We start from the raw sequence: 19,780 nt of genomic DNA on the forward strand, positions 1-19,780 counted from the left end.
ATGCAAGAAATCGCCGTAACATGACCGGATAACGCGAATTTGTTCGATAGAAGCGTAAGAAAATCCCGGATTAGTCAAAGACATTGCGTTGTGCCAGTGCTAGCTTCCGCGTGGTCCAGGGAGGGATCCGGGAAGAAGCAACACTCTCGCGCCGCGCGGGCCGGGAGACGCCGCACCGCAAATTTCACGTTGCAATCCGGGCTCGAAACTTTAGGACTAGGGGAAATGAAAAGGAATGCGACCCGCCAAGGGCGACATTCCCGGGGAGCGGCGTTTACATGGAATATTTTGTCCAGCAGCTTATCAACGGGCTGACGCTGGGATCGATCTATGGGCTGATCGCGATCGGCTATACGATGGTCTACGGCATCATCGGCATGATCAACTTCGCCCACGGCGACATCTTCATGGTTGGCGCTTTCGGCGCGTTGATCACCTTCCTGGTACTTGTCGGCCTCTTCTATTCGGTGCCGGTGGTCGTCGCGCTTCTGGTCATGATGATCGTCGCGATGCTCTTGACCAGCCTCTACAACTGGACGATCGAAAAAGTGGCCTACCGGCCGCTGCGCGGCTCGTTCCGACTGGCGCCGCTGATCACCGCCATCGGCATGTCGATCGCGTTGTCCAACTTCGTGCAGGTCACGCAGGGCCCGCGCAACAAGCCGATCCCGCCGATGATCTCGAAGGTCTACGAGGTATTCGGCATCTCGATCTCTCTGAAGCAGATCGTCATCGTCATCGTCACCACCGTGCTGCTGGTGATCTTCTGGTATCTCGTCAACAAGACCTCGCTCGGTCGCGCGCAGAGGGCCTGCGAGCAGGATCGCAAGATGGCAGCGCTGCTCGGCATCGACGTCGACAAGACGATCTCCATCACCTTCATCATGGGCGCTTCGCTCGCCGCGGTCGCCGGTACGCTCTACCTCATGTACTACGGCGTCGTGACCTTCTCCGACGGCTTCGTGCCGGGCGTCAAAGCCTTCACCGCGGCGGTGCTCGGCGGCATCGGGTCGATCCCCGGCGCCGTGCTCGGCGGCCTCTTGATCGGCTTCATCGAGAGCATGTGGTCGGCTTATTTCTCCATCGACTACAAGGACGTCGCCGCCTTCTCGATCCTGGCGATCGTCCTGATCTTCCTGCCCTCCGGCCTTATGGGCCGCCCGGAAGTAGAAAAGGTTTAAGCCGATGGCAATTTCGACCGCCGCCTCGGACAAGGCCGCAGGCAACAACGTATTCGCCACTGCCATCCGCGAGGGCCTTTATGCAGGACTGATCGCGTTCGGCCTGTTCGTGCTGCTGATCGGCCTGAAGACCGATCAGAACATCCGCAACGAACTCGTCATCGTGCAGCGCTGGGGCCTGCTGGCGATCATGGTCGTCATCGCCGCGGTGGGGCGTTTCGCCTACATCGCCTATGCGGTTCCAGCAATCGAGAGGCGGCGCGCTGCCAAAGCGGCGGCGCCGGCTGCCACGTCGGTGGAAGAATCTTTTCTGAAGCGCAACCTGAACACGATCGGGCTCGCTTTCCTCTTCCTGTTTCCGGCGATCGTGGTGACGTTCAGTGGCCTTCAGGGCTCGCTGAAGTGGATCGACAATTTCGGCATTCAGATCCTGATCTATGTGATGCTGGCATGGGGCCTGAACATCGTGGTCGGTCTGGCCGGCCTGCTCGACCTTGGCTACGTCGCCTTCTATGCCGTCGGCGCCTATTGCTACGCGCTGCTTGGCACCGAGTTCGGCTGGTCGTTCTGGATCCTGCTTCCCGCCGCCGGCGCGATGGCTGCCATGTGGGGCATCATCCTCGGCTTCCCGGTGCTACGGCTCAGGGGCGACTACCTGGCGATCGTGACGCTTGCATTCGGCGAAATCATCCGCCTCGTGCTCATCAACTGGCGTGAAGTGACCAACGGTGTCGCCGGCATCTCGGGCATTCCGAAGGTGACCTTCTTCGGCCTGATGAGCTTCAACATCTCGGACGAGAATTACTTCGGCAAGGTGCTCGGGCTGGCGCCGTCCGGCGTCTACTACAAGATCTTCCTCTACTACCTGATCCTGCTGCTTTGCCTGCTCACCGCCTTCGTGACGATTCGGCTGCGCCGCATGCCGGTCGGACGCGCCTGGGAAGCCCTGCGCGAGGACGAGATCGCCTGCCGCTCGCTTGGCATCAACACCACCAACACCAAGCTGACCGCCTTCGCCATCGGCGCGATGTTCGGCGGCTTCGCCGGCTCCTTCTTTGCGGCGCGGCAAGGCTTCGTCAGCCCCGAATCCTTCATCTTCCTGGAATCGGCTGTCATCCTCGCTATCGTCGTCTTGGGCGGCATGGGTTCGCTGACCGGCATCGCCATCGCCGCGGTCGTGATGATCGGCGGCACCGAGATCCTGCGCGAGATGCAGTTCCTCAAGATGGTGTTCGGACCGAGCTTCACGCCGGAACTGTACCGCATGCTGCTGTTCGGCCTCGCCATGGTGGTGGTCATGGTCTGGAAGCCGCGCGGCTTTGTCGGCAGCCGGGAACCCACGGCATTCCTCTACAAGCGAAAGGCCGTATCCAGTGCCTTCACCAAGGAAGGGCACGGCTGATGGTTGAGGCTCAGCAATCCATGAAGGACCCGATCCTCAAGGTCGAACATCTGTCGATGAAGTTCGGCGGCCTGATCGCCATCGGCGACCTCTCCTTCGAGGCGAAGCGCGGTGATATTACAGCGCTTATCGGCCCCAACGGCGCAGGCAAGACCACCGTGTTCAACTGCATCACCGGCTTCTACAAACCGTCCGAGGGCATGATCACCCTGACCCGCCAGAACGGCGAACAGCTGCTGCTCGAACGGATGCCGGATTTCCGTATCACCGCAAAGGCTAAGGTCGCGCGTACCTTCCAGAACATCCGCCTGTTCTCCGGCATGACCCTGCTGGAGAACCTGCTGGTCGCCCAGCACAACAAGCTGATGCTGGCCTCGGGCTTCACCGTGCTTGGCCTGCTCGGCCTCGGCACCTATCGGCAGGCATCCGACGAATCCGTCGAACTGGCGAAGTTCTGGCTTGAGAAGGCCAACCTCATCGACCGCGCCGACGATCCGGCCGGCGATCTCCCCTATGGCGCTCAGCGGCGCCTCGAGATCGCGCGCGCCATGTGCACCGGTCCGGAGCTGCTCTGTCTCGACGAGCCCGCCGCCGGCCTCAATCCGCGCGAATCGGCAGCCCTCAACGAACTGCTGATCGACATCAAGGAGCACAGCGGCACCTCGATTCTGCTCATTGAGCACGACATGTCGGTGGTCATGCAGATTTCCGACCACGTCGTGGTGCTGGAATACGGCCGCAAGATTTCGGACGGCGATCCGACTTCGGTCAAGAACGATCCGCGCGTCATCGCCGCTTATCTCGGCGTCGACGACGAAGAGGTCGAGGAAGTGCTTGTCGAGGTTGGCGACGAACAAGTGATCGAGCAGCTCGACGCCGAGCCGGACCGGGCGCACGGTCCGGGAGATTCGTCCTCGATGATGGCCGGTTCGGTCTCCGACACCATCGCGCACAGCGACGATTATGGCGAGCGCGTCACCGTCTCGCGCAGCGCCTCGAAGGCCGATCAAGTTGATCGGCGTGCCGCCAGGGCAAGCGAGGCTGCGTCGCAGGCTGCTGCCAAGACGGCCCCGACCGCAAAGAAGGCTTCAGCGAAAGCATCGCCGGCCTATGGTCTCACCGGGACGGCAAAATCGGACAGGCCTGCAGGGATGGCGAAACCGGCAGCAAGACCCGTTGCAAAATCTGCTCCGGCAAAGAGCGCAGTCGCGAAGCCAGCGGCTCCGGCCAAGTCGAAAGCTGAGGCAAAGCCTGTCGCCGCCAAAAAGGCGCCGGCGCTGTCCAACACGCTTGCTGCGCCGCGCGGCGGCAAGGCCGATAGGTTGATCCTGATCAAGGGCATCGGGCCGGTGAACGAGAAGAAACTCAACGAGCACGGCATCTTCCATTTCGACCAGATCGCGGCATGGAAGAAGGCCGACATAGCGGCGGCCGAGGCCTATCTGGCTTTCGACGGCCGCATCGAGCGGGAAGACTGGATGGGGCAGGCGAAGGTTTTGGCCAAGCAGGGCGCAACGAAGCCTGCTGCCAAGCGCGGGGGTAGCAAGTGATGGCTGCGAAAGCGCTGCTTCAGGTCGAGGGCGTCGAGACCTACTACGGCAACATCCGCGCGCTGAGCGGCGTCACTGTCGCGGTCAACGAAGGCGAGATCGTCGCCCTCATCGGAGCCAACGGCGCCGGCAAGTCGACGTTGATGATGACGATCTTCGGCAGCCCGCGGGCGCGCACCGGCAAGATCACCTTCGCCGGCACCGACATCACGGAAATGCCGACCCACGAGATCGCGCGCATGCGCATCGCGCAGTCGCCGGAAGGCCGCCGCATCTTTCCGCGCATGACGGTCAAGGAAAACCTGCAGATGGGCGCCAGCCTCGACAATCTGCAGCATTTCGACGAGGACGTCGAAAAGATGTTCACGCTGTTTCCGCGCCTCAAGGAGCGCATCGCGCAGCGTGGCGGCACGCTGTCGGGCGGCGAGCAGCAAATGCTGTCGATCGCCCGCGCGCTCATGGCGCGGCCGAAACTGTTGCTGCTGGACGAGCCGTCGCTCGGCCTGGCGCCACTTATCGTGAAGCAGATCTTCGATGCCATCCGCGAGCTGAACCGCACGCAGGGCCTCACCGTGTTCCTGGTCGAGCAGAACGCCTTCGGCGCCTTGAAGCTCGCCAACCGCGGCTATGTGATGGTCAACGGCAAAGTGACGATGAGCGGCACCGGCAAGGAACTGCTCGCCGATCCGGAAGTCCGCGCCGCCTATCTCGAAGGCGGACGGCACTAATGCATGTCGCCCGAAAGTGTCCTCGGTTTCGGGAGAAACGACATGCGCAAACAAGAAATTACGGCGCGGGGGCCGAATCCCATTCGGCGCGACGCGCTGTAGCAGTCGGGAGACAATGACGATGCAGGGAATTCTCTACGAGGAACCCTCGATTCTGCAGTTCTTTTTTGTCACCTGCCTGCTCGGCGGCTGGGCGGCCTGGATGACGGGGCGGGCCTGCGCGCAAACCTGGCGCCCTTATTCCGGGCTGGTTCTCTACCTGCTTCTGCTGGGCATTGCGGTGCGTTTCATCCACCACGCGCTGTTCAACGGCACCATGTTCACCCTGCAGTACTATGTTGTCGACACCATCGTGCTGCTCGTTATCGGCACGCTCGGCTACCGCTATACGCGGACCAGCCAGATGGTGTCGCAGTATCACTGGCTCTACGAGCGGGCCTCGCTGCTTTCATGGAAGCCCAAGGCCTGAACGCGTCCGCCCCAGCGGTTCGCCCGCATTCACCATTCGCGCTGATTTGGGGACAAATCGGCGTGACAACTGCCGGAAAATCGGCATTCTATCCCTTCTGCGATATGGGTGGGTCGCACGAACGGGTTGTCCAAAGCTCACCCTGTTTAATGGGAGTTTATCAATGAAGAAGTCACTGTTGTCCGCAGTTGCTCTGACCGCGCTCGTCGCGTTCAGCGGCAGCGCCTGGGCGGACGTCATTATCGGTGTCGCCGGCCCGATCACCGGCCCGAACGCCGCTTTCGGAGCCCAGCTCCAGAAGGGCGCAGAGCAGGCGGCCGCCGACATCAATGCCGCTGGCGGCATCAACGGCGAGCAGATCAAGGTCGTCGTCGGTGACGACGTCTCCGATCCGAAGCAGGGCATCTCGGTCGCCAACAAGTTTGTCGCGGATGGCGTCAAGTTCGTCGTCGGCCACTTCAACTCGGGCGTCTCGATCCCGGCCTCGGAAGTCTATGCCGAGAACGGCATCCTCGAGATCACGCCTGCCGCGACCAACCCGACCTTCACCGAACGCGGCCTCTGGAACACGTTCCGCACCTGCGGCCGTGACGATCAGCAGGGCGGCATTGCCGGTGCTTACCTCGCCGCCAACTTCAAGGACGCCAAGATCGCTGTCGTTCACGACAAGACGACCTACGGTCAGGGCCTTGCCGATGAGACCAAGAAGGCCATGAATGCCGCTGGCGTCACGGAAGCCCTCTACGAGGGCGTCAACGTCGGCGACAAGGACTTCTCGGCGCTCATCGCCAAGATGAAGGAAGCCGGCGTCTCGATCGTCTATTGGGGCGGCCTGCACACCGAAGCCGGCCTGATCATCCGTCAGCTGGCCGACCAGGGCCTGAAGGCGACGCTGGTTTCCGGCGACGGTATCGTGTCGAACGAACTCGCTTCGATCGCTGGCGATGCGGTTGCGGGCACCCTCAACACCTTCGGTCCCGATCCGCGCCTGATCCCGGCGAACAAGGAACTCGTCGAGAAGTTCCGCGCGCAGGGCTTCGAGCCGGAAGCCTACACGCTCTACTCCTACGCCGCGATGCAGTCGATCGCCGGTGCAGCCGCTGCGGCCGGATCCAACGATCCGCAGGCTGTTGCGACCGCGATGAAGGAAAAGGGTCCGTTCAAGACCGCTCTGGGCGACATCGCCTTCGACGAGAAGGGTGATCCGAAGCTTCCGGGCTACGTCATGTACGAATGGAAGAAGGGCGACGACGGCAAGTACACCTACGTCCAGAAGATGTAGGCTTCTTCCTTAGTCGACCAAAAACAAGGATGCCCGGCGCGCAAGCGCCGGGCATTTTTGTTGCGTCGCGACGTTGATTGCCGCAATGATGTTTGCACTGCAGCATTTTCGGCGCTAAGCGGTCCAACGACCTTTCCGTCCCCTGCCCCAGCGGAGCCTGGCCGTGCCAATCACGAAACTTCTTGTCGCTAACCGTTCCGAGATCGCGATCCGCGTCTTTCGCGCAGCCAACGAACTCGGCATCAAAACGGTCGCCATCTGGGCGGAAGAGGACAAATATTCCCTGCACCGCTTCAAGGCGGACGAATCCTACCAGGTCGGGCGTGGTCCTCACCTTTCCAAGGATCTCGGCCCGATCGAAAGTTACCTGTCGATCGACGAGGTAATCCGGGCGGCAAAGCAGTCTGGCGCCGATGCAATCCATCCCGGCTATGGTCTGCTGTCTGAGAGCCCGGAATTTGCCGAGGCCTGCGCCGCCAACGGCATCACCTTTATCGGACCTTCGCCGGAGACGATGCGCAGGCTCGGCAACAAGGTCGCCGCCCGCAACCTTGCCATCGAGGTTGGCGTGCCGGTGGTTCCGGCTACCGACCCGCTGCCGGATGACCTCGACGCTATCAAGAATATGGCAGCGGATATTGGCTTCCCGGTCATGTTGAAGGCATCCTGGGGCGGTGGCGGTCGCGGCATGCGCGCCATCCGCTCGGAAGCCGACCTCGGCCGCGAAGTGATGGAAGCCAAGCGCGAAGCGAAAGCCGCGTTCGGCAAGGACGAGGTCTACCTTGAAAAGCTCATCGAGCGCGCCCGCCATGTCGAGGTGCAGGTGCTCGGCGACACCCATGGCAACGCCGTTCACCTTTTCGAGCGCGACTGCTCGATCCAGCGCCGCAACCAGAAAGTCGTGGAGCGCGCGCCCGCCCCCTATCTCGACGAGAGCCAGCGTGAGGAACTCTGCGCCTATGCGCTGAAGATCGCCCGCGCCACCGATTATGTAGGCGCAGGCACGGTCGAATTCCTGATGGATGCCGATACAGGCAAATTCTACTTCATCGAGGTCAATCCGCGCATCCAGGTCGAGCACACCGTCACCGAACAGGTGACCGGCATCGACATCGTCAAGGCGCAGATCCACATCCTCGATGGCGAAGCGATCGGCTCGACGGCTGCAGGCGTGCCTGCGCAGGCGGATATCAGGCTGAATGGCCATGCTCTGCAGTGCCGCATCACGACGGAAGATCCCGAGCAGAATTTCATCCCGGACTATGGCCGCATCACCGCCTATCGCGGCGCCACGGGCTTCGGCATCCGCCTCGACGGCGGCACCGCCTACTCCGGCGCGGTGATCACCCGCTTTTACGACCCGCTGCTGGAAAAGGTGACCGCATGGGCGCCTACGCCGCAGGAGGCGATCGCCCGCATGCATCGCGCCTTGCGCGAGTTCCGCATCCGCGGCGTGGCTACCAACCTCACGTTTCTCGAAGCGATCATCACGCACCGCGCCTTCCGCGACAATTCCTACACGACGAAGTTCATCGACACGACGCCGGAACTGTTCGCCCAGGTGAAGCGGCAGGACCGCGCCACCAAGCTGTTGAACTACCTTGCCGACGTCACCGTCAACGGCCATCCAGAGACGCGCGGCCGCCCGAGGCCGAACGCCGAGGCGGCGCCGCCCGTGGTTCCCTATGTCAACGGCTCGGTGCCAGCCGGCACCAAGCAGTTGCTCGACGATCTCGGGCCGAAGAAGTTCGCCAGCTGGATGCGCGACCAGAACCGCGTGCTGGTCACCGACACGACGATGCGCGACGGCCACCAGTCGCTGCTGGCGACGCGCATGCGCACGCACGACATCGCAGGCATCGCCGGTGCCTATGCGCGCACCTTGCCCAACCTCTTCTCGCTGGAATGCTGGGGCGGCGCCACCTTCGACGTTTCCATGCGCTTCCTGACCGAAGACCCTTGGGAGCGGCTGGCGCTGGTGCGCGGCGGCGCGCCCAATATCCTTTTGCAGATGCTGCTGCGTGGCGCCAACGGTGTCGGCTACACCAACTACCCCGACAATGTGGTGAAACACTTCGTCAAGCAGGCAGCGCTCGGCGGCATCGACCTCTTCCGGGTGTTCGATTGCCTCAACTGGGTCGAAAACATGCGCGTCGCCATGGACGCGGTTGTCGAGGAGAACAAGCTCTGCGAAGCGGCGATCTGCTACACCGGCAACATCCTCGATCCCGACCGCGCCAAATACGACCTCAACTACTATGTCGGCCTGACCAGGGAACTGGAAGCCGCCGGCGCCCACATCATCGCCGTCAAGGACATGGCGGGACTGTTGAAGCCCGGGGCGGCGCGCGTGCTGTTCAAGGCGTTGCGCGAGGCGACCGACCTGCCCATCCACTTCCACACGCACGACACGTCCGGCATCGCCGCGGCTTCCGTGCTGGCGGCGGTCGAGAACGGCGCCGATGTCATCGACGCGGCGATGGATTCGTTTTCGGGCAACACCTCGCAACCATGCCTGGGCTCCATTGTCGAGGCGTTGCGCGGCCATGAACGCGACCCGGGCCTCGACCCGCAATGGATCCGCCGCATTTCCTTTTATTGGGAAGCGGTGCGCAACCAGTATGCGGCGTTCGAAAGCGACCTCAAGGGGCCGGCGTCGGAGGTCTACCTGCACGAAATGCCCGGCGGCCAGTTCACCAACCTCAAGGAGCAGGCGCGTTCTCTCGGGCTGGAGACGCGCTGGCACGAGGTGGCGCAGGCCTATCACGACGTCAACCTGATGTTCGGCGACATCGTCAAGGTCACGCCATCCTCCAAGGTTGTCGGCGACATGGCGCTGATGATGGTCAGCCAGGACCTGACCGTCGCCGATGTCGAGAATCCGGCCAAGGACATCGCCTTTCCCGATTCGGTGGTTTCGATGCTACGCGGCGATCTCGGCCAGTCGCCTGGAGGCTGGCCGAAGGACTTGCAGAAAAAGGTGCTGAAGAGCGAGAAGCCGATCACCGCCCGCCCCGGTTCGCTGCTCAAGGAGGCCGATCTCGAGGCAAGCCGCGCCGAGATCGAAGCGAAGCTGGAGCGCAAGCTCACCGAGTTCGAATTCGCTTCCTGGCTGATGTATCCGAAGGTGTTCACCGACTTTGCCGGCGCACAGGAGACCTACGGTCCGGTCAGTGTGTTGCCGACGCCCGTCTATTTCTACGGCATGAAGCCGCAGGACGAAATTTTCGTCGATCTCGAACGCGGCAAGACGCTGGTCATCCGGTGCTTTGCAATCGGCGAAGTCGATGACAAGGGCATGGTGACCGTGTTCTTCGAGCTGAACGGCCAGCCGCGCCGCGTCAAGGTTCCCGACCGCATGCATGGCGGTTCAGCCGCCAAGGCAAGGCGCAAGATAGAGCCCGGCAATGAAGCACATGTCGGCGCACCGATGCCGGGCGTGGTGTCGACGCTCGCCGTATCGGCCGGACAGTCGGTCAAGGCAGGCGATGTCCTGCTGTCGATCGAGGCGATGAAGATGGAAACCGCCCTGCACGCCGAGCGCGATGGCATCATTTCCGAGGTGCTGGTGCGCACCGGTGACCAGATCGATGCGAAAGACCTGCTGGTGGTATTCGGCTGACGGAAGATTGCGCCCTGCCACGCGAAGTGTCGCGTGGGGCGAACTGGCTCAACGGAATCCGCGATTGCGGCGGTTGACTGTCGATTAAATCGATTTAGTTGTTTGCAATCCGTTATCTCCTGTCAGGATTCTGTCCATGGATACCACCAACGCCATGCAAGCGGCCATACGCGGACGTTGGGCCGTCGCGGCGATGTTCTTCATCAACGGTTTCATTCTCGGCAGTTGGGCGCCGCAGATTCCAGAATTCGCCGCCCGCCTCACCATCACCGAGTTCACGCTGGGCCTGCTGATCCTGTGTTTCGGTCTAGGCGCAGTGGTGGCCATGGTGGCGGCGGGCCATCTCATCGCGCGTTACGGTTCGCAGCGCGTGCTCCGGCTTTTTGCCGGCGCCGCGATCTTCGGCCTGCTGATTGTCGCGCTGGCGCCCAATGTACCGCTGGCAGCGGGAGCGCTATTCCTGTTTGGCGGCTCCATCGGCGCCATGGACGTTTCGATGAACTCCAACGCCGTCGTGGTGGAGCGAAAGCTGGCACGGGCGGTCATGTCGTCCTCGCACGGCTTCTGGAGCCTGGGCGGCTTTGTCGGCGGCGGCACCGGCGGGATCCTGATCCAGAATTACGGGCACCTCTCCCATGCCTTCATGGTCACCTTGATTGCCTTGGTCGGCATCGGCCTGGCATTCCGCTATGTCGTTCCCGACGATCAGCCGATGGCGCAGGAACACAAGACCTTTTCGCTGCCGCGCGACCCCATGATCTACGTCATCGGCTTCATGGCGCTTCTATGCATGAACTCCGAAGGCGCGGTGCTCGATTGGGCCGCGCTCTACCTTCGTCAGGAACTTGGCACCGACATCGCGACAGCGGGTTTTGCATTTGCATTCTTTTCCGGCGCCATGGCCATCATGCGCTTTGCCGGCGACGGTATCCGCAACCGCTACGGCGCGGTCGCCACATTTCGGGTTTCGGCGGTCATCTCGGCCGCCGGAATGTTGGTCGCGGGCCTCGCGCCCTGGCCGTGGGTGTCGATCGCGGCATTCGCATTCTGCGGCCTTGGCATCGCCAACATGGTGCCGATCCTGTTTTCGGCGGCAGGCAACCATCCCGGGCTGACCTCGGGCGCCGGCATGAGCGTCGTCACCACGATGGGTTACTCCGGCATCCTCGTCGCACCGTCGCTGATCGGCTTCGTCGGCGGCAAGGTAGGCTTCTCGCCTGTCTACGTCGCGGTGGCGCTGTTGCTGATGCTTGTGTTCCTGATGTCGGGCCTCACCCGCTCCGCCGATCTCAACCACGACACCGTACAGGATCCGGTGCCGATCTGAACACGCAAGAACGCGCTGCTTCAGGCAGCGCGTTCTTGAAAGCCAGGCTCATTCGTCAGATTCTGCCCATCAGGACCAGGATCAGCAGCACGACCAGGATCACGCCGACAATGCCGGACGGCCCGTAGCCCCAGCCTGCCGAATGCGGCCATGCGGGAATCGCGCCAAGTAGGATGAGAATGAGAATGATGATCAGAATTGTGCCAAGCGTCATCGAAATTCCCCTTGGAAACGGTTTTGCAATACTGCGACAATGCACAAGGCCCGTGGGAGGTTCCCGCGGGCCTTGTTGATTTCGGCACCTGGCAGCAGTTGGCCGGCTTCTACTCGGCAGCCTTCGGGTAGGCGACTTTAGGCTTGACCGGCCCCACATGTGCCGGCACATCGACCGCCTTTCCGCGCCCGAACATCCGCTTCTTGATCTTCCCGAGCCAGCCGACATCGCCCACCTTGCGGGTGTCGCGGGTGAACACCATCAGCATCGAAGGGGTCACCACGAGCGTCAGTACCGTCGCGAAGGACAGGCCGAAGACGATCGCCGACGACAGCGCGATCCACCACTGCGTTGACGGCGCGTTGATCGTCGTCTCCTGATGGAAGATTTCGAGCCCGAGGCCGAAAGCGATCGGCAAGACGCCGAGGATCGCGGAAACGGCGGTCAGAACCACCGGACGGGCACGCTCACGGCAGGTCTGCATGACCGCATCGTATTTGTTCCAGCCCTCCTCGCGCAGCCGGTCGTAAGTATCGATCAGCACGATGTTGTTGTTCACCACCACGCCGGCCAGCGCGATGAAACCGATGCCGGACATCACAATGACGAAGGTCTGGCCTGTCGCGAGCATGCCGAGCAGTGCGCCTACAATCGCCATCACAACGCAGGTAAGCACCAGCACGACGCTGGTGAACTTGTTGAACTGCGCGAGCAGCACGATGAAGATCAGGAACATCGCCGCGCCAAAGGCATTGGTGAGGAAGGAGGCGGCTTCCGCGCTGTCCTCATTCGAGCCGGCCAGCTTCCAGTCGACACCCGGCTTGGCCATGTCCCCAACCACTTTGGTGACCGCCGCCTGTACCTCCGCCACCTGGAAACCATTCGCGACGTTGGCCTGGATGGTGATCGTGCGCTTGCCGTCGATGCGGTTCAGGATGCCGACGGTCGATTCCGGCTTGCGGGTGACGAAGTTCGAGATCGGCACCGAGCCATCGGCCGTTTCGACCCGCAACTGGTCGAGGGCGGCCAGTGTGCGCCGGTCCTCCGGCAGGCGAAGGCGAATATCGACCGCGTCGTCGACGCCCGCCGGCCGATACTCCGTCAGCTTGAGGCCGGTCGTCACCAGTTGCACGACCGTGCCGACGGCGAGTGGGCTGACACCGTATTGAGCAGCCTTGGCGCGGTCGACTTCCAGCGCCCAGTCGACCCCGGGCGGCGGCAGGCCGTCCGACAGGTCGATGACGCCAGGCACCTTGGCGACAGCCGCCGCCACCTGTTTGGCATAATCGTTCAGCCCGGTCGGATCGACCGCGGAAAGCTGAACCTGGACCGGCTTGCCGGTGGGCGGACCCGCATCCGGTACGCGGACTTCGACATCGACGCCCGGAATACCGGCCATGGCGACACGCAGATCGTCGAGAATATCGTGTGCCGACTTGCGCTCGCGCCAGTCGATGAACTCGTAGTTGATGACGCCGACGACGTCCTCCGGGATGTCCTGGCCGCCGCGCGTCTTGCCGACGCGCGTGTAGACTGACTTGATGCCGGGCCACCCGAGGATACGACGCTCCGCTTCGCGCGTGGCGATATCCATCTCTTCCAGCGAAAGATTGCCGCGGGCGTGGACATAGAGCAGTCCGTAGTCCGGTTCGACGGTGGGGAAGAACTCGACGCCGTTGCCGTATTTCACATAGGCGTAGAAGCCGCCGCTGAGCAGCGCGACCGTCAGCAGGAGCGCCGTGACCGGATAGTGCACCGCCTTCTTCACCACAGCCATGTAAAGGCCGTCCCGCCGGTCCTCCTCGGTATGCAGCGGCGCCTTGCCGATGATCGCTCCGATCGACGGCGCGAAGATCAGCGCATAGGCCATGGATGCGGCAAGCGTGACGATCAACGTTATCGGCAGGTATTTCATGAAGTCGCCGACGATACCCGGCCAGAACAGCAGCGGAGAGAAGGCGGCGATGCGGGTGAGCGTCGCCGCGATCACCGGGCCAGCCATGCGTTTGGCGGCTTCTTCGAACGCCTGCGCCTTCGGCATGCCTTCCGACATGCGCCGCTCGGCATATTCGGTGACGATGATTGCGTCGTCGACCAGCATGCCGACGGCCAGGATCAGCGAGAAGAGCACGATCATGTTGATCGTGTATCCCATCATCGCGAGCGCCAGGATGCCCATCAGGAACGAGGCGGGGATGGCGAGACCGATCAGCATCGAAGCGCGACCGGACAGCGCGTAGAGGATGACGATGAAGACCAGGATGACCGCGATCAACACGTGGTTCTGCAGGTCATTCAGCAACTGGTTGACGAAGGTCGACTTGTCCTGGGTGTAGGTCACCTTCAGGTCGGGCAGGGTCTGCTTGCTGTCGGCGACGAACCGGTCCGCGACCCTCTTGGCGCCTTCGATCGTCTCGACGACATTGGCGCCGATGCGCTTCTTGACCTCCAGTACGATGGCCGGCTTGCCGTCGAGACGGGCAATCGTTTCGGCATCCTCGAAGGTTGCGCGCACTGTGGCGAGATCCTGCACCCGCACCACGGCATCCGATCTGGCGACCACGGGAAGGTTGGCGACATCTTCCGGCGTCTCGATCAGTGCCGGCACCTTGATAGCGTATTTGCCTTCGGCGCCTTCGATGGAACCGGCCGCGACAAGGTTGTTCGACGCTCCGATCCCCTCGATCAGCTGATCGAGGCGCATATTGTAGGATGCGAGCTTCATCGGGTCGATGACGGCCTCGACCATATCGTCGCGCGCGCCCTGGATCGGCGCTTCCAGCACGCCAGGCACCTCCTCGATGCGATCCTGGAGTTCCTTGGCGGCGGCAGTCAGAGCGCGTTCCGGGATATCACCCGACAGGGTAACGAACACCACCGGGAATTCCGAGAGGTTCACCTCGTTGACCGTCGGCTCCTCAACGCCGGTCGGCAAATCACGCTTGGCGTCCTGAACCTTGTTGCGGGTCTCGATGAGCGCGTCGCCCAGATCCACGGAGGGGTCGAACTCGACGATGACGTTCGCGCCCCCCTGGTAGGCGTTCGACTTCATCTCCTTGAGGCCCTTGAGGTTCTTGAGCTGCTGCTCGACCGGCCGCAACAGAAGACGCTCGGCGTCCTCCGGGGAGATGCCCTGATAGACCAGGGAAACGTACATGATCGGGATTGCGACGTCCGGCTCGGCCTCTTTCGGCACTGCGCGGTAGGCAAGCGCCCCGGCGATCAGCAGGAACACCAGCACCGACAGCGTCAGGCGCGCATTGTTTATTGCAAGCTTGACGATATCCATGACAGACCTGTGTCGAGTCCCTAATTAATGCCGCTGTCGGCTTGGCCGGCGAGCTTCTTGACCAGTTCGGGGTCGACGGCCTCGGGGATCACTTCATCGCCCTCCTTGACCAGATCCTGACCCATGACGATCACCCGTGCATCGGACGGGATACCGCCAAGCAACAATCCACTTGGCGTGTCGTCGATGATGTCGATCGGGAAAAACCCAACCTTGTTAGCTGAATCGACGGCTCGGATGCCGAGATCGCCATCGTTGCCGAGCGTCACCACGGAACGCGGCAGCGCCACCGCATCGACAGGTTCGGACCGCAGCGTGATTTCAGCAGTCATCCCGGCCGGCAGCCGCTTGTCCTCGTTGGGCACCGCCACTTCGATGCGGAAGGTGCGGGTGGCGGCCGAGGCGTCGCGGCTTATGTAACGCAGCGTGCCCTTGACCGTCTCGCCGTTGACAAGCCGGATGTCGGCGTTGTTACCGAGCTTCAGATATTGCAGGTCGCGCTCGCTCACCTCGCCGATCACCAGCAGCGGGTCGAGATTGATCAGCGTCGCTACTTCGCCACCCGCCATGATGGCGCTGCCGCGTTCGACCGGTACACGGTCGATAACGCCATTGAACGGCGCATAAATCTCGTTGCGGGCGAGTTCAGCCTTGGCCGTCTCGCGCTGCGCCTTGGCGGCAGCAAGTGCGGCCCGCGCCTGATCGGCCTGCAACTTGGGTGCGTTGCCGCCCTTGACCAGTCTCTCGGCGGCATCGGCTTCCGCCTGGCGCTGCGTGACCAGCGTTTCCGCCATATCGACGGCAGCTTCCTTGTCCTCGGCGTCGAGCCTCATGACCAGATCGCCACGGTTGACATGTTGGCCCTGCTTGACCGGCAGTTCCTTGATGATGCCCATGACGCGAATGGCAAGCAGCGCGCGCTTCTCGGCTTCGGTGTGGCCGGAAATGCGGATCGCTCGCGCATGATCGAGGCGAGGCGGCGCAATCACCGCGACCTTCCGCAGGGGGGCCTTTGGCTGTTCCGCCGCTTGGGGTTTCTGTTCGGCTTCGGCTGCCGCGCTGCCGACAGACGAAAACTTTCCTGTTCCCATCCATGCCGCGAAAGCGACCAGCACTATCAAAGCGGCAACCTTGTGGAACCTCATCCGTGGCATTTCATGTTATCCATGTGGTTCCGGCCCGCTGTCATGCCCAGCGCTTTCGATATGGGTGCGCGGGTCGCCGGATGCAAATTTATACTGCCTTCGCGGGGCAGGCGGCGGTTTGTATCCCAAAGTTGCATCGCAAAACAGTCACAAATTTTCATGAATCGGCAAATCCTGACAATTGGTTGTCAGGATGTTTTGCAGTCAGGGGCACGGCGCGCCGGCCGCCACCCAACGCTGGATTGCAAGGAACGTCTCCTCGGCGGAGCCCGGCGCCGGCTCGCGCCCAGGGCCGGGGTCCCATCCCCAACCGACAAGTTCGTCCTCGTGCACATGCTTGGCGACCTTTTCCAGCGAGCGCCCGCCATTGCGTTGCGGATCCTTTATCTGGGCGCAGATCTGCTCCGACGACTTGCCGAACCACACCATCTCGACCGGCGCGAGCTGCCATTTCTCATTGCCCGGCGGTCCATGCGGCACACTTGAGTTCGTCTCGAAGTGACATGTGTTGCAGCGCAGGCCGGCATTGCCCATGCCCGATCCGTCCAAGCCACGCTGCACGTTGAAGCCATGTACCCTTGTCGTCGCGAATTCGGGGCCGGACCAGCGTGGATGATCATCCTCGACGTGGCAGTTGGCGCAGCGCGGATGGGAAAAGACGGCGTAAATCCTTTCCCATTCCTGCAGACCCTTGGCGGTGTCGGCCGCCGACGGCGGTTCAGGATTTGCGTCCTGCGCGGGCGCGATGCCTGCTCCAACGACGACCAGGGCTGCCGAGGCCAGGGTTACGGCGAGCGCTTTCATGCAAACGACACCTCCTTGTTGAGCGGCAGTTTGCGGATGCGTTTCCCGGTCAGAGCGAAGACGGCATTGGCCAATGCCGGAGCCGCGGGCGGCGTGCCGATTTCGCCGACGCCGCCCAACTTGTGGTAGTTCTCCAGGATAGCCACTTCGAATTCCGGGCACTGGAAGATGCGCATCGCGTCGTAGTCGTGGAAGTTGGATTGCTCGACCATGCCATCGGCGAAGGTGACCTCCTGCCCCATCGCCGCTGACAACCCGTAAACCGCGCCGGAGACCAGTTGTGCCTCGATTATGCCGGGATCGAGCGCGGTGCCGACATCGGCCGCAATCCACATCTTTTCCAGCCGGATACCCGCCGGGGTGTCGGCGATCTGCACGATCTCACCGACCCAGCTGCCGAACGACAGCGTGAAGGCAAACCCTTTGGCCTTGCCGGCCGGCAGCGCCTCGCCCCATTTCGCCATCTCGGCGACTTTCTCGACCACCTTCACCGCGGCCGGCTGGGCCGCCAGCAATTTCCTGCGCATCTCGACAGGATCGAGTTTGCCGGCCGCCGCGAGCTCGTCCATAAAGCATTCGTGGAAGAAGCCGTTGTAGGAATTTCCAACCGAGCGCCAGAAGCCGACCGGAATGGAAATGGCTGCCGGAATGGCCGTCACCCGATAGTCCGGGATCGTGTAGGGCTGGTCGAACGAGCCTTCGACGATCGTCTTGTCGGGACCGGGCAGCCACAGCCAGGGAAAGGTGCGGCGCAAAATGCTCGCCATGACCGATGGCGAGGCGATTGCCATGTCGACGGCGACCGGCATGCCGTCGTCGCCGAGGCGAGCCCTGAACTTGCCTGCAGCGGCAGGGCGGTAGACGTCGTGGCGGACATCCTCCTCGCGCGTCCATGTCACCTTGACCGGCCGGCCGTCGGCCTCCTTGGCGATCAGCGTCGCAAACATCGAAAAGTCGACCTCGCCGCGGCGCCCGAAACCGCCGCCCATATAGGTGGTGTGGACATTGACGTTGTCCTGACCGACGCCGGCAAGGCCGGCGCAGAGCTGGCGGGTGATGGTGGGTACCTGGTTGGGTGACCAGAGATCGAGAACCCCGTCCTTCAACCGCGCAGTGGCGTTCATCGGCTCCATGCAGGCGTGGGCGAGATAAGGCACCTCGTAATCCGCCTCGACGAGTTTCTCCCGCGCTACGTCGGCGAAGGCCGTGTCGACGTTGCCGTCGTCGCGCAGCGCAGAACCGTCCGCCGAGGCCAGCGCATCCTGCAGGGCTTTCGAAATAGCGGCGTTGTCGGCGGGATAGTCTGGCTCGCCCCACTCCACCGCTATCGCCTCGGCTGCCTTGAACGCCGCCCAGGTATTTTGAGCGATGATGCCGAAGCCATGGCCGTAGGTGGTGTCCATCTGCACGATCTTGACCACGCCTGGCATTTTTTCCGCCGCGGAGAGATCGATCTTCGTGGGTTTAGCGCCGAAGCGCGGGCTCATTTTCACCGTGCCGTAGAGCATGTCCGGCAGATTGACGTCGACCCCGAAGATCGGCGCGCCGGTGACCTTCGCCAGCATGTCGGTGCGCATCTGCGGTTTGCCGAGCAGCCGCCAGTGGGCCTTTTCCTTCAGCTGCAAGGTCTCCGGCGCCAGGGTTTGGGCATCCACGGCCACCTCGCCATACGTCACCGACTTGCCGGACGGCTGGTGCACAATCGTTGCGTCGGTGGTCCGGAGTTCGCCGGCCGGAACATCAAGCCTCGTCGCCGCCGCTGCAATCAGCATCTGCCGCGCCGCCGCACCCGCCTGACGCATATTGTCGAACGCGTCGCGGACGGATGCAGACCCGCCGGTGCCTTGCAGGCCAAGGAACTTGCTGGCCGCACCGAACGCGGCACGTCCGGATTCTGCGATCAGCCCATCGTCGAAGAAGGCAAAAGGGCCGCCTTCCGCCAGCATTTCACGGTTGTAGTAGGCGTAGGAAGCCGGACCATGCTCGACCTTGATCGCATCGAGCGCGACGTCCAGTTCCTCGGCGACGAGGGCCGCAAGCGTCGTCGTCACGCCCTGGCCCATTTCGGCGCGCGGCACGATGACCGTCACCGTGTTGTCGGCGGCGATCTTCACATAGGGGTTAAAGGTGACGTTGCCTTCCGCCAGATCGTCGTCGAGCGGATTGGGGAATGGTTTGCGGTAATAAAAATAGCCGACGGCGACGCCTCCGGCGATTGCGGCAGCGCCGATCAGCAAGCTGCGGCGGGTGATCGTGGCGATGGCGCCCATTGTCAGGCCCCCGCTTTCAGAGACGCCGCGCGCTTGATGGCGGCGCGGATGCGCGGATAGGTACCGCAGCGGCAGAGATTGCCCCCCATGGCGTTGTCAATGTCTTCGTCGGTCGGGTCGGAAATCTCGTCCAGAAGCGCCACGGCGGTCATGATCTGCCCGGCCTGGCAATAGCCGCATTGTGCGACCTGCTCTTCCAGCCATGCCTGCTGAACCGGGTGCAGCCTGCCATCCTGGGCAAGTCCATCGATGGTGAGGACGTTGTCTTCGACGTCGCCGACCGGCAGGACGCAGGAGCGCACCGGCACGCCGCCGACATGCACCGTACAGGCGCCGCAGGCTGCAATGCCGCAGCCGAATTTCGGACCGAGAATGCCCGCGATGTCTCGCAGCGCCCACAAAAGCGGCATCTCAGGATCGGCGTCGATGTCGATGGCCTTGCCGTTGACCGTGAGGCGCATGGGGATACCCTTCGTTGTCGTCCATAGCCCTTAGCG

General features: G+C 62.7%; 14 protein-coding genes. 8 read left to right on the plus strand and 6 right to left on the minus strand.

The window, feature by feature from the left end; all coding sequences use genetic code 11:
• Nucleotides 1-278: 278 nt before the first annotated feature.
• The 8 genes from F3H98_RS08165 to F3H98_RS08200 all read left to right on the plus strand — a co-directional run bounded on the left by F3H98_RS08165 (nt 279) and on the right by F3H98_RS08200 (nt 11,561).
• Nucleotides 279-1,181: a branched-chain amino acid ABC transporter permease gene (locus F3H98_RS08165; RefSeq protein WP_149759624.1), complete on the plus strand. Its 903-nt coding sequence runs from the start codon at nt 279-281 to the stop codon at nt 1,179-1,181.
• Nucleotides 1,182-1,185: 4 nt separating this feature from the next.
• Complete coding sequence (gene livM / locus F3H98_RS08170) at nt 1,186-2,583, plus strand: high-affinity branched-chain amino acid ABC transporter permease LivM (protein WP_149759625.1); 1,398 nt, start codon at nt 1,186-1,188, stop codon at nt 2,581-2,583.
• A complete protein-coding gene (locus F3H98_RS08175) occupies nt 2,583-4,133 on the plus strand; it encodes an ATP-binding cassette domain-containing protein (protein ID WP_149759626.1) in 1,551 nt (516 codons plus the stop codon). Before livM ends, F3H98_RS08175 begins: the two co-directional genes overlap by 1 nt.
• Entirely contained in the window at nt 4,133-4,861 is a 729-nt protein-coding gene (locus F3H98_RS08180; protein WP_149759627.1) for an ABC transporter ATP-binding protein, read from the plus strand. The genes F3H98_RS08175 and F3H98_RS08180 overlap by 1 nt, the downstream gene beginning before the upstream one ends.
• A 121-nt stretch (nt 4,862-4,982) precedes the next feature.
• On the plus strand, nt 4,983-5,330 hold the full coding sequence (locus F3H98_RS08185) for a DUF6867 family protein (protein ID WP_149759628.1): 348 nt from the start codon (nt 4,983-4,985) through the stop codon (nt 5,328-5,330).
• A gap of 163 nt (nt 5,331-5,493) precedes the next feature.
• Complete coding sequence (locus F3H98_RS08190) at nt 5,494-6,612, plus strand: branched-chain amino acid ABC transporter substrate-binding protein (RefSeq protein ID WP_149759629.1); 1,119 nt, start codon at nt 5,494-5,496, stop codon at nt 6,610-6,612.
• A 163-nt stretch (nt 6,613-6,775) separates the two neighbouring features.
• Complete coding sequence (pyc, locus tag F3H98_RS08195) at nt 6,776-10,234, plus strand: pyruvate carboxylase (protein WP_149759630.1); 3,459 nt, start codon at nt 6,776-6,778, stop codon at nt 10,232-10,234.
• Between the two features lie 136 nt (nt 10,235-10,370).
• The gene (locus tag F3H98_RS08200) at nt 10,371-11,561 is read left to right on the plus strand and encodes an MFS transporter (RefSeq protein ID WP_149759631.1); all 1,191 of its coding nucleotides are present in this window, start codon (nt 10,371-10,373) and stop codon (nt 11,559-11,561) included.
• A gap of 55 nt (nt 11,562-11,616) precedes the next feature.
• On the opposite strand, the gene F3H98_RS08205 is transcribed toward F3H98_RS08200, so the two are convergent.
• The 6 genes from F3H98_RS08205 to F3H98_RS08230 all read right to left on the minus strand — a co-directional run bounded on the left by F3H98_RS08205 (nt 11,617) and on the right by F3H98_RS08230 (nt 19,744).
• Nucleotides 11,617-11,775, minus strand: a complete 159-nt coding sequence (locus tag F3H98_RS08205) for a DUF3309 family protein (protein WP_149759632.1) — start codon at nt 11,773-11,775, stop codon at nt 11,617-11,619.
• A 109-nt stretch (nt 11,776-11,884) separates the two neighbouring features.
• Nucleotides 11,885-15,064 (minus strand): efflux RND transporter permease subunit, encoded by a 3,180-nt coding sequence (locus tag F3H98_RS08210; protein WP_149759633.1) that lies wholly within the window; start codon nt 15,062-15,064, stop codon nt 11,885-11,887.
• 20 nt (nt 15,065-15,084) lie between these two features.
• A complete protein-coding gene (locus F3H98_RS08215) occupies nt 15,085-16,218 on the minus strand; it encodes an efflux RND transporter periplasmic adaptor subunit (protein ID WP_149759634.1) in 1,134 nt (377 codons plus the stop codon).
• A 195-nt stretch (nt 16,219-16,413) separates the two neighbouring features.
• Nucleotides 16,414-17,013, minus strand: coding sequence for a hypothetical protein (locus tag F3H98_RS08220; protein WP_149759635.1), 600 nt, complete (start codon nt 17,011-17,013; stop codon nt 16,414-16,416).
• The gene (locus F3H98_RS08225) at nt 17,010-19,283 is read right to left on the minus strand and encodes a xanthine dehydrogenase family protein molybdopterin-binding subunit (RefSeq protein WP_149759636.1); all 2,274 of its coding nucleotides are present in this window, start codon (nt 19,281-19,283) and stop codon (nt 17,010-17,012) included. Before F3H98_RS08225 ends, F3H98_RS08220 begins: the two co-directional genes overlap by 4 nt.
• Before the next feature lie 2 nt (nt 19,284-19,285).
• Nucleotides 19,286-19,744, minus strand: coding sequence for a (2Fe-2S)-binding protein (locus tag F3H98_RS08230; protein ID WP_149759637.1), 459 nt, complete (start codon nt 19,742-19,744; stop codon nt 19,286-19,288).
• Between the last annotated feature and the right edge of the window lie 36 nt (nt 19,745-19,780).

Source organism: Neomesorhizobium albiziae, from assembly GCF_900114255.1.
GTDB classification, from domain to species: domain Bacteria; phylum Pseudomonadota; class Alphaproteobacteria; order Rhizobiales; family Rhizobiaceae; genus Neomesorhizobium; species Neomesorhizobium albiziae.